The sequence below is a fragment of the Rickettsia endosymbiont of Ixodes scapularis genome, assembly GCF_000160735.1.
GTDB lineage: Bacteria > Pseudomonadota > Alphaproteobacteria > Rickettsiales > Rickettsiaceae > Rickettsia > Rickettsia tamurae.
Genome location: NZ_CM000770.1, coordinates 1,264,268 through 1,273,740, shown reverse-complemented (window position 1 = coordinate 1,273,740; position 9,473 = coordinate 1,264,268). Strand labels below are relative to the sequence as shown.

The following is a 9,473-nucleotide window of genomic DNA, read 5'->3' as shown; positions in this document are numbered from 1 at the left end:
ATATCAGAAATTGCTTACGAAGGTACCAAATATATTATTAATCCGCAATCTGATAGTGAAACCTCTAACTCCGAAGATAATGATAATCCGGCAATTATCGCTGAAAAGCCTGTAGAAATATTAAAATTATCAGTAAAAGAAGCGGTAATGAAAATGGATTTAGAAGATTTACCTGCGGTAGTATTTAAAAATATCAATAATGATCGTATCAATATAGTTTATTATCGTAAAGACGGTAATATTTCTTGGGTAGATTATAATTAATGCTTATTATCCCTTATAAAGGAGTTACGCTAAGAATCGATAAAAGTGCATATATTGCCGAAAGCAGCTCTTTAATAGGAGATGTTGAAATAGGTAGTAATTCAAGCATTTGGTTTAATACGGTTCTTAGAGGCGACGTTGAATCGATAAAAATAGGAAATAATACTAACGTGCAAGACGGTAGTGTAATTCATACTTCAAGATTTAACGGACCGGTAGAAATAGGCGATAATATAACTATCGGTCATCTCTCTCTTATTCATGCCTGCACAATACATAATAATGCTTTTATTGGTATGAGTACTACGATAATGGATTATGCAGTAATAGAAGAATATGCTTTTATTGCTGCAGGAAGTCTTATCCCGCCAAAGAAGATAATTAAATCTAAAGAAGTATGGATGGGATCCCCTGCAAAATTTGTTAGATATTTAACCGATCAAGATTTAGAATATATGCAAGATAACGTAAGAAATTATGTAGAACTTGCGAGTATTTATAATAGGGAATTAGAATAATCTTAATGTTATTCTAGGGGCTTTGTTGCATGGATCGGTTTATCCATCATTGCGAGGAAAATTGCATAGCAATTGACGAAGCAATCTCAGGAGTTTGTTATTATTTCATGAGATTGCCACGCAGCCTACGGCTTGCTCGCAATGACAACTCGGTATCCATGCAACAAGGCCTATTCTACACGGGAATGACATTATGTATTATAAGAATCCTTAAATGCCTTAACCGTATTTTTAAGTAAAAACGCAATAGTCATCGGTCCGATGCCGCCTGGGACGGGAGTAATATATTTTACTTTAGATTTAACATTTTCAAAATCAACATCACCGATAATTTTATTGCCGCTAATTCTATTAATGCCTACATCAATTACTATAGATTCAGGATTAAAATATTCTGCAGTTAATTTTAAAGGCAAACCTATTGCGGCAACAGCAATATCGGCTTTAGAAGTAATAGAGCTTAAGTTTCGTGATTTGGAATGGCAAATAGTAACACTGCAATTTTCTTTTAACAGTAAAGCACTTAAAGGTTTTCCTACTATATTTGAGCGTCCGATAATTACAGCGTTTTTACCGGTTAAATTAGGTTCGTATTTTTTTATAACTGCAAGACAACCAAGGGCAGTGCAGGGGATAAAGCCTTGACTAATCCCGCTATGTAAGTAACCGACATTTAAAGGGTGGAAACCATCGATATCTTTAGAAGGTGATACTGCCGATAAAATTTTATTTTTATCTATAGAGCTTGGCAAAGGAAGCTGAATTATAATTCCTGAAATCTCGTTATCAAGGTTTAACTCGTTGATTTTCGATATTAAATCACCTGTATAAATAGTAGTAGATAGATTTACTAATAAAGTATCGATTCCTATTTTATGTGCATTTTTTATTTTATTTTTTACATAAATAATGCTTGCCGGATTATCGCCTACTAATACTATAGCAAGCTTCGGTGAAGCGTTGGTTTGGCTTTTAAGTTCTTGAATTTCTAGTTTTAAGTCTGCTAGTATCTCATTTGCTAACGCTTTACCGTCAATTATATTATTCACTATATACCCTTGATAAATGAAGTATTGATATACGAAGATCAACTTTAAAAAGAGCAAGGAGTTCACAAGGCAAGGAGCGGAGCGTAATAATACGTGAGCACCGCAGAATTTGTAGAACGACGTAGCCAATTTTTAAAGTTCATCGAGTATATTTTGTGGTAGAATACTCAAAATGTAGAGCCTTGCCGTCAAATACTCTACTATAAGCATGATGAAGGCTACTTGCTGCTTCGGCAAAACCGGTAAGAATCAGTTTAAGTTTACCGGCATAATGAGCAATATCACCAATAGCGTAAATACCTTCTATATTAGTTTGATAATAGGAATTATCTACTTCAATATGGTGAAGCTTAACATTTAAACCCCAATTTGCTAAGCTACCCAGATCTTGTTTTAAACCAAAAAAAGATAGTAATATATTGGCATCCAATTTGTGAGTATTATTTTGTAGATCTTTAACTATAACCGATTGAAGTTCATTATTATTACCATATAAAGCATTTAATTGATAACCGGTTACTAACTCGATTTTACCGGTTTCTGCAATATGCCTTAACTGCCTTACGCTTTCAGGGGCAGCCGTAAATTTATCCCGCCTATGTACTAAATATATTTTATTTGCAATCTCCGAAAGAGAAATAGCCCAGTCAACAGCTGAATCCCCGCCGCCTGCTATAACTATATTTTTACCCGCAAATTTGCTTTTATCATTGATGAAATAAAAAACCGACTTGCTTTCAAAATCTTCAATATTTGCAAGAGGCGGTTTATTCGGTCCGAATGAACCTGCTCCTGCTGCAATAATAATAACTTTGCTTTTAATAAAAAGTGTTTTTTGAGGTTTTAATTTCAAAAAAATCATCTTGTTTATTTAGCTCTATAGCTTGCTGATTTAAGTGATATACAGGCTTAAAAGGAGCTGCTTGAAGCTCTAATTGTTTTATTAGCTCTTCTGCTGCAATTTTAGGATATGCCGGTATATCGTAAATAGGCTTTTTAGGATATAGGGTAATACACTGACCGCCAATAACTTCTTGTGCATCAATAACATGACATTTCATGCCAAGCATTCCTGCTTGAAAAACTGCAAATAATCCAACCGGACCGGCACCTATTATTACAACATCAGTATTATACATTACTTTTTATATTTAAATTTTAAAAAGAATTTTATTGGATATTGAGGAAATAATCAATTGTTATTGTGTTGAGGTTCTGTACACTTTTGATTAATGATTATAATTATGACTCTTTTTAGCTGCAAATTATAAGATTTTTTTGAAATAGGAACAACTATTACTGCAAAAATCTTATTAATTTTCGCTTAGAAATATCTCATAATTATAATCATTAATCAAAAGTGTACAGAACCTAGATAGATATTGGATCTAATATGTCCTAACTTAGCCCAGTTAAGAATTTTTTGATCTCTAGTAAGTAGGGTAGCTCCAAGACATTTTTACTGTTGCTACAAATAATTCTATCAGCTGGGGCACCATGAAAATCATCCATAAGAGAAATGCTTTCAGCAGCAATCTCCGGAGAAATATCTTTAATAGATAATCCGTTGATATTTGTTATAGAGTTTAGAAAGTCCTTTATAGGTTTGTAAATATTAATACGCTTTTTAAAGTTAAGTATAGCTATTTCCCATAATGAGATAGAACTTAGGAATAATTGCGAATTTTCTTGAGCTAAATTGATTTTGTGTTTTATTTGTTCTGATAATTCTTCAGGTTGTAATAGTGACCACAATAAAACATGGGTATCTAGTACTAAACCATTATTAATGTTCTGCATTCCATTTTTCTTCTATTGGTTCTAATATATCCGCTTTTATCTCGGCTTTGTTTTTTAGCATACCAAATATTGAGATCTTTTTAGTATTTATAGGTAATATTTGTGCTACTTCCCTATCTCTTTTGGTAATTATAATAGATTCCTTATCTGTTTGTAATTTTTCTATTATTTCAAGACAATGAGACTTAAATTGACTTATTGCTATTTTAGTAGCCATTTTTATACTCTGAAAAAATAAAAGTATTATTATACTATAATAGTCAAATAAAATAGTCAATTATATTTCTATTTATAACAAGCTAATAATTCTGTGGGGAAAATATCATAAATTTATATTAAATTATGAGTTTACCTTTGAAAATAGACTGAAACACGACGATTTAGAAGAAATTTATAGTGAACTTTCTGATAAATTCCCTTACTGGGATCATACATTAGCTCCTTCTAAAACGATTGAAGTGACTTTTCCAGACAGAGATCCAGGATATTATGTTGTAGAAGTTGATTGGATAGTAGCCGACACACCACGTAAATTTGTTTCATCGTTTATTGTTGAATATAAGGATGAGGTTACACCGATAGGTCTTAATACGAATGATGGAGAATGCCTTTAACGTTATTCCCGCATAGATAAGGTCTTGTTGCATGGATCGGTTTTCTTTCTGTTACGCTGTGACTTGATCACGGGATGACAGAGATGGAATCGATCCTTAAACTTATGTCTACGCAGAAATATAACTTGGAACCACGCAATGATGCCTTACTTTCACCAGGATTAAGATTGCTTGTGCCTTAAGAAAGCATAACATTTGTAAAAACTATTCTATATAGTAATCAAGGGTGATTTGTGTCAAGTCAAAAATCTAAAAAAAAAATAAATATTTATATTGAATAAATTATTATTCTCGTGTCTACTTAGGTGAAGATTCTATACACTGAATATGGTGTCATTTTTTCAAAATAAGCATTATAAATAATGCCTACAACCCCATTAGTACCTATAATGAACACGCTTAAAAAAAACAAATTTCAAATAACTATAAACAACAACCATAACAATTTACTTACTCCTTTCGGTAAAGCTATTCTGCGAGATCGATATCTTATGAAAGGTGAGGATTTTCAAGATTTATTTGCAAGAGTTTCTAGTTATTATGCCGAAAATAAACAGCATGCTCAGAAGTTATATGAATATATGAGTAAAATGTGGTTTATGCCGGCAACACCAATCTTAAGTAACGGTGGAACGGATAGGGGGCTTCCTATTTCATGCTTTTTGAATGAGACCGATGATAGCTTAGACGATATAGTAAATTTATGGACGGAAAATGTTTGGCTTGCTGCACGCGGCGGCGGGATTGGAAGTTATTGGGGTAATGTTCGTTCTATTAATGAAGGGATTCGTGATAAAGGTCATTCATCCGGTATTATACCGTTTATTAAAGTAATGGATTCTATGACTCTTGCTATTTCGCAAGGTTCTATTAGACGAGGTTCATCGGCTGTATATTTGCCTATTAATCACCCTGAAATTGAAGAATTTATCGGTATAAGACGTCCGACAGGTGGGGATGTTAACCGTAAAGCTCTTAATATTCATCACGGTATAGCTATAACCGATGAATTTATGAAAGCCGTTGAAAACAATACGGATTTTGACCTTATTAGTCCTGCTACCAAAAAAGTCGTAAATAAAGTTAGAGCAAGAGATTTATGGGTTAAATTATTAACTACTAGAATAGAAACAGGTGAGCCTTACTTGTTATTTATCGATAGTGTTAATAAATCCATACCTGAGCATCATAAAAAATTAGGGCTTCAAGTTAAAATGTCCAATCTTTGTAGCGAAATTACATTGCCGACGGGAATTGATCATTTAGGAAAGTCAAGAACTGCTGTTTGCTGCCTTTCCTCTTTAAATTTAGAGTATTATGAAGAGTGGAAAGATGATAAAGAATTTATCCATTCTATTATGTTATTCCTTGATAATGTTTTAGAAGACTTTATTAATAAAGCACCGGATACTATGGCAAGAGCTAAATATTCGGCTTTGCGTGAGCGAAGCGTTGGGCTTGGCGTAATGGGCTTCCACTCATTTTTGCAAATGAAAAAAGTACCGATAGAATCGGTTATGACCAAAGTTTGGAATAAAAAAATATTTGAATATATATCTGCTGAAGCCGATAAAGCCTCAATAGAAATCGGTAAAGAAAAAGGAGTATGTCCTGATGCTCTAGATGCAGGAAGTAATGAACGATTTAGCAATAAAACCGCAATAGCACCTACCGCCTCAATTTCGGTAATAGCAGGTAATGCCTCACCCGGGATAGAGCCGTTTGCCGCTAATAGCTTTGTACAAAAGACTTTAACCGGTTCTTTTAACGTGCGTAACAAACATTTAGAAAAATTATTAGAAGAGAAAGGATTTAATAATGATCAAGTCTGGTCTTCGATTGCAACACATGAAGGATCAGTGCAACATTTAACATTTTTATCCGAAGAAGAAAAACAGGTTTTCAAAACCGCTTACGAAATTGATCAGAATTGGCTAATTGAACTGGCAAGCGATCGTACTCCTTACATTACGCAAGCACAATCTTTAAACATCTTTTTACCGGGTAACATTAGTAAGAAATATTTAAATAATATTCATTTTAAAGCCTGGAAAAAAGGAGTAAAAAGTTTATATTACTGTAGATCCACGTCAATACAACGAGCCGATAAAGTGTCGCATGATGTACCAAAAGCAGATTTTAAAGACTTAGAGAAACAAAACGATAAATTAGCAGAAGCCGGTAACTACGAAGAATGCTTAGCTTGTCAGTAAGTATAATATAACTATGCAAAAGATATTTAGACCCAACAAAATGATGTAGCATTTAAAAAATTATTTACGGATAAAACAAGGTTACTAAGCTTTCTCAATAATATTATGAGGTTACCTGAAGAGTTAAGGATTATCGACCTTGAATATATTTCAAACGAACAAGTACCGGATTTAGCACAGAATAATAAGGAGTATAGTAGACGTAAAAGTTAGAGATAACTCCGGCAATATTTATATTGTTGAGATGTAAAACGGCTATGCCGATGCCTTTTTAGCAAGAGTACAATTTTACGGTTGTATAGCATTTTCTTCGCAATTAAAAAGAGGAAAAGAATATGCTGGTCTAGCTCCTGTAGTAATGGTAGTAATTACTTCTGGATTTCAGGCATTACCCGAGGAAAAAGAATTTATTAGCTATCATCAAACTATTAATGTCGGCAACGGTAAGCATCAACTTAAATGCTTGTCTTACGTATTTATTGAATTAGACAAATTTACCAAAGAAGCAGATGAGTTAGAAAGCTTAGAAGATGATTGGTTATATATGATGGCTAAATTCGATAGAGACAAAGAACCCCCGAATACAAAAGATGAAATAGTATTATTAGCCTATAAAACTATTGAACAATTTAACTGGAGCGAAGCAGAATATGATAATTATATTAAAGCGATGCTTGCTGCTCAAACGGAAGAAGTTAAATCAAAAAAGTAAATATAATGAGGGGAAAGCTGATGGGAAAATTGAAATAGCAAAAAAATGCTAATTAAAGGAATGTTGCTAGAAGATATTATTGAGCTTATAGAATTATCTCCGGAAGAAATAGAAAAGTTAAAAGAATAGAAGATGAAACAATACATAGATGTGACACCAAATCAAAAAAGTAAGTATACGAAGGTAGAGCTGAAAGCGAAATTGAAGCAGCAAAAAACGCATTACTTGAGGGAATTGATATAAATACTATATCAAGAATAACGGGGTTATTAGTTACGGAAATAGAAAAATTAAAAGAATAAAAATAAAAGAAAAATTATGTCATTACTTGATGCAAGTCCAATTTATAAACCGTTTTCATATCCATGGGCATATGAAGCTTGGCACACTCAACAAAAAATTCATTGGTTACCGGAAGAAGTACCGCTTGCCGACGATGTTAAAGATTGGAAATATAACTTAACTCCAGGGGAAAAACATCTATTAACGCAAATATTTCGTTTTTTTACACAGGCAGATATTGAAGTGAATAATTGCTATATGAAGCATTATTCACGAGTATTTAAACCGACTGAAATATTAATGATGTTATCGGCATTTTCTAATATGGAAACGGTACATATTGCAGCATATTCACATTTACTTGATACGGTAGGTATGCCGGAAGTAGAATATTCAGCATTTCTTAAATATAAGGAAATGAAAGACAAGTATGATTATATGCAGCAATTCGGAGTGGATACCAAAGAAGATATAGCAACTACACTCGCAGTATTTGGAGCTTTTACTGAAGGATTACAGCTATTTGCTTCTTTTGCGATCATGCTTAATTTCCCTCGTTTTAATAAAATGAAAGGTATGGGTCAGATTATTGCTTGGTCAGTGCGTGATGAAACGCTTCATACTAATTCAATTATTACTCTGTTTAAGACTTTTGTAATAGAAAACCCTGAAGTTTGGACGGAAACGCTGCGTAAACGTATTTATGAAGCTTGTACGACTATTGTGCATTTTGAGGATGCCTTTATTGAACTTGCTTTTGAAGTTGGCGGTATTGAGGGATTAACGGCATATGAAGTAAGACAATATATTCGTTATATTGCCGACCGTCGTTTAATGCAGCTAGGACTCAAAGATGTATATTTGGTAAATCATAACCCGCTTCCTTGGCTTGATGAAATGCTAAACGGAGTCGAACATACGAACTTTTTTGAAAATAGAGCAACTGAATATTCAAAAGCAGCGACTACCGGTTCATGGGAAGAAGTATTCACTGACATGGACGCCAAAAGCGGAGGCTAAATAATATACTCGGATAGAACTTGAAAAATTGGCAGCAATGTCTTTGTAAGTCCTCGGATGCTGAACGTGTTGTGTCGAAGTATACATATTAACAACAAGAATAAAAAAATTAAAAATACCTAATCTTTATTTTTAAAAATTTTTTAAAATAGATTTAGAATATTTAAAAATTTCAAGTAATTTTATGGCTGTTATAAATAATAAAAACTATCAAAAAGTTGTAGAAAAAGTTTTATCTTCTTCTAAAGCTAATAAAGTACTAAAGAGTGCAATTAAGGACTTATCGTCTTCAAAAAGTATAAGTTTAAGAACGATGTTACTTGGAGCAAGATTTGTTTTAACTAATCCTGTAAATACTTATAATCTTGTTAAGCTTGCTAACTCTTCCAAGATATATCTTGATCTGGAATTTCAAAAATCACTTCTTGAAAAATCTCCAATATGGGAATTTTTAAAAAAACATTCAGATGATTTGCCTAAAATAGGTCAAATCTTAGCAAATGCGGGCTTTAGAGAATTTCAAGATAAGAGTGCTTTAGATCAAAAGGGACTCGAAATACTAAAAGAATGTTTTAAAAATGAAAAAGTACTGAAAAAACTTCAAGAAATTGCAGTTGAAGTAAAGCAAGAGCTACCGGACTGGAATAAAGTGACTTCTAGAAGTTTGGATATGCTGGTTACCGATAAAAACTTCAGAAAATTCTTTAATAAGAAGAGCGAAGATATTACGAATTATATACGTACCGGAGCAACTGAAATACTTCTAAGCGATTATATAAAAACTTTTGATAATATATTACAAAAACCTGAAAAGAAAAATTTATATTCATTAGTTATAAAAATATTTAATGAACATCCTGATTTTAAGCAAGAACTAGCTGAAAATATAAATAATACTCATTCTCTAAAAAGATTTAACAAACTATCTCCTGAAAAACAAATAATTATTGAAAATTTCTTAGCAGAAGCAAAAGAACAAGCTAAACCTTTCTTAAAAGGAC

At 32.7% G+C, this 9,473-nt stretch carries 9 protein-coding genes and 2 pseudogenes; 7 read left to right on the top strand and 4 right to left on the bottom strand.

Annotated features, from left to right (window positions below; all coding sequences use genetic code 11):
* A partial coding sequence (locus REIS_RS06460; RefSeq protein WP_040614723.1) for a sigma 54 modulation/S30EA ribosomal C-terminal domain-containing protein occupies positions 1-264 on the top strand: 264 nt, incomplete at its 5' end.
* Positions 264-782 (top strand): gamma carbonic anhydrase family protein, encoded by a 519-nt coding sequence (locus tag REIS_RS06455; protein WP_008580447.1) that lies wholly within the window; start codon positions 264-266, stop codon positions 780-782. The genes REIS_RS06460 and REIS_RS06455, both read left to right, overlap by 1 nt.
* Positions 783-973: 191 nt before the next feature.
* On the opposite strand, the gene folD is transcribed toward REIS_RS06455, so the two are convergent.
* The 4 genes and pseudogenes from folD to REIS_RS06435 form a co-directional block, all read right to left on the bottom strand.
* Positions 974-1,831, bottom strand: a complete 858-nt coding sequence (folD, locus tag REIS_RS06450) for a bifunctional methylenetetrahydrofolate dehydrogenase/methenyltetrahydrofolate cyclohydrolase FolD (protein ID WP_008580446.1) — start codon at positions 1,829-1,831, stop codon at positions 974-976.
* 139 nt (positions 1,832-1,970) lie between these two features.
* Positions 1,971-2,970 (bottom strand): annotated as a pseudogene (locus REIS_RS06445) (NAD(P)/FAD-dependent oxidoreductase).
* 259 nt (positions 2,971-3,229) lie between these two features.
* The gene (locus tag REIS_RS06440) at positions 3,230-3,631 is read right to left on the bottom strand and encodes a type II toxin-antitoxin system VapC family toxin (protein WP_008580445.1); all 402 of its coding nucleotides are present in this window, start codon (positions 3,629-3,631) and stop codon (positions 3,230-3,232) included.
* Positions 3,618-3,848, bottom strand: coding sequence for a type II toxin-antitoxin system Phd/YefM family antitoxin (locus REIS_RS06435; RefSeq protein ID WP_008580443.1), 231 nt, complete (start codon positions 3,846-3,848; stop codon positions 3,618-3,620). The genes REIS_RS06440 and REIS_RS06435 overlap by 14 nt, the downstream gene beginning before the upstream one ends.
* Before the next feature lie 241 nt (positions 3,849-4,089).
* On the opposite strand from REIS_RS06435, the gene REIS_RS15830 reads away from it, so the two are divergent.
* The 5 genes and pseudogenes from REIS_RS15830 to REIS_RS06410 form a co-directional block, all read left to right on the top strand.
* A complete protein-coding gene (locus REIS_RS15830) occupies positions 4,090-4,245 on the top strand; it encodes a hypothetical protein (RefSeq protein ID WP_008580442.1) in 156 nt (51 codons plus the stop codon).
* Between the two features lie 389 nt (positions 4,246-4,634).
* Entirely contained in the window at positions 4,635-6,458 is a 1,824-nt protein-coding gene (locus REIS_RS06425) for a ribonucleoside-diphosphate reductase subunit alpha (RefSeq protein ID WP_037213869.1), read from the top strand.
* Between the two features lie 298 nt (positions 6,459-6,756).
* Positions 6,757-7,170, top strand: a complete 414-nt coding sequence (locus REIS_RS14385) for a PD-(D/E)XK nuclease family transposase (protein ID WP_160143002.1) — start codon at positions 6,757-6,759, stop codon at positions 7,168-7,170.
* 318 nt (positions 7,171-7,488) lie between these two features.
* A complete protein-coding gene (locus tag REIS_RS06415) occupies positions 7,489-8,472 on the top strand; it encodes a ribonucleotide-diphosphate reductase subunit beta (RefSeq protein ID WP_008580437.1) in 984 nt (327 codons plus the stop codon).
* Between the two features lie 184 nt (positions 8,473-8,656).
* Positions 8,657-9,473, top strand: a pseudogene (locus REIS_RS06410) (hypothetical protein); the annotation flags it as partial.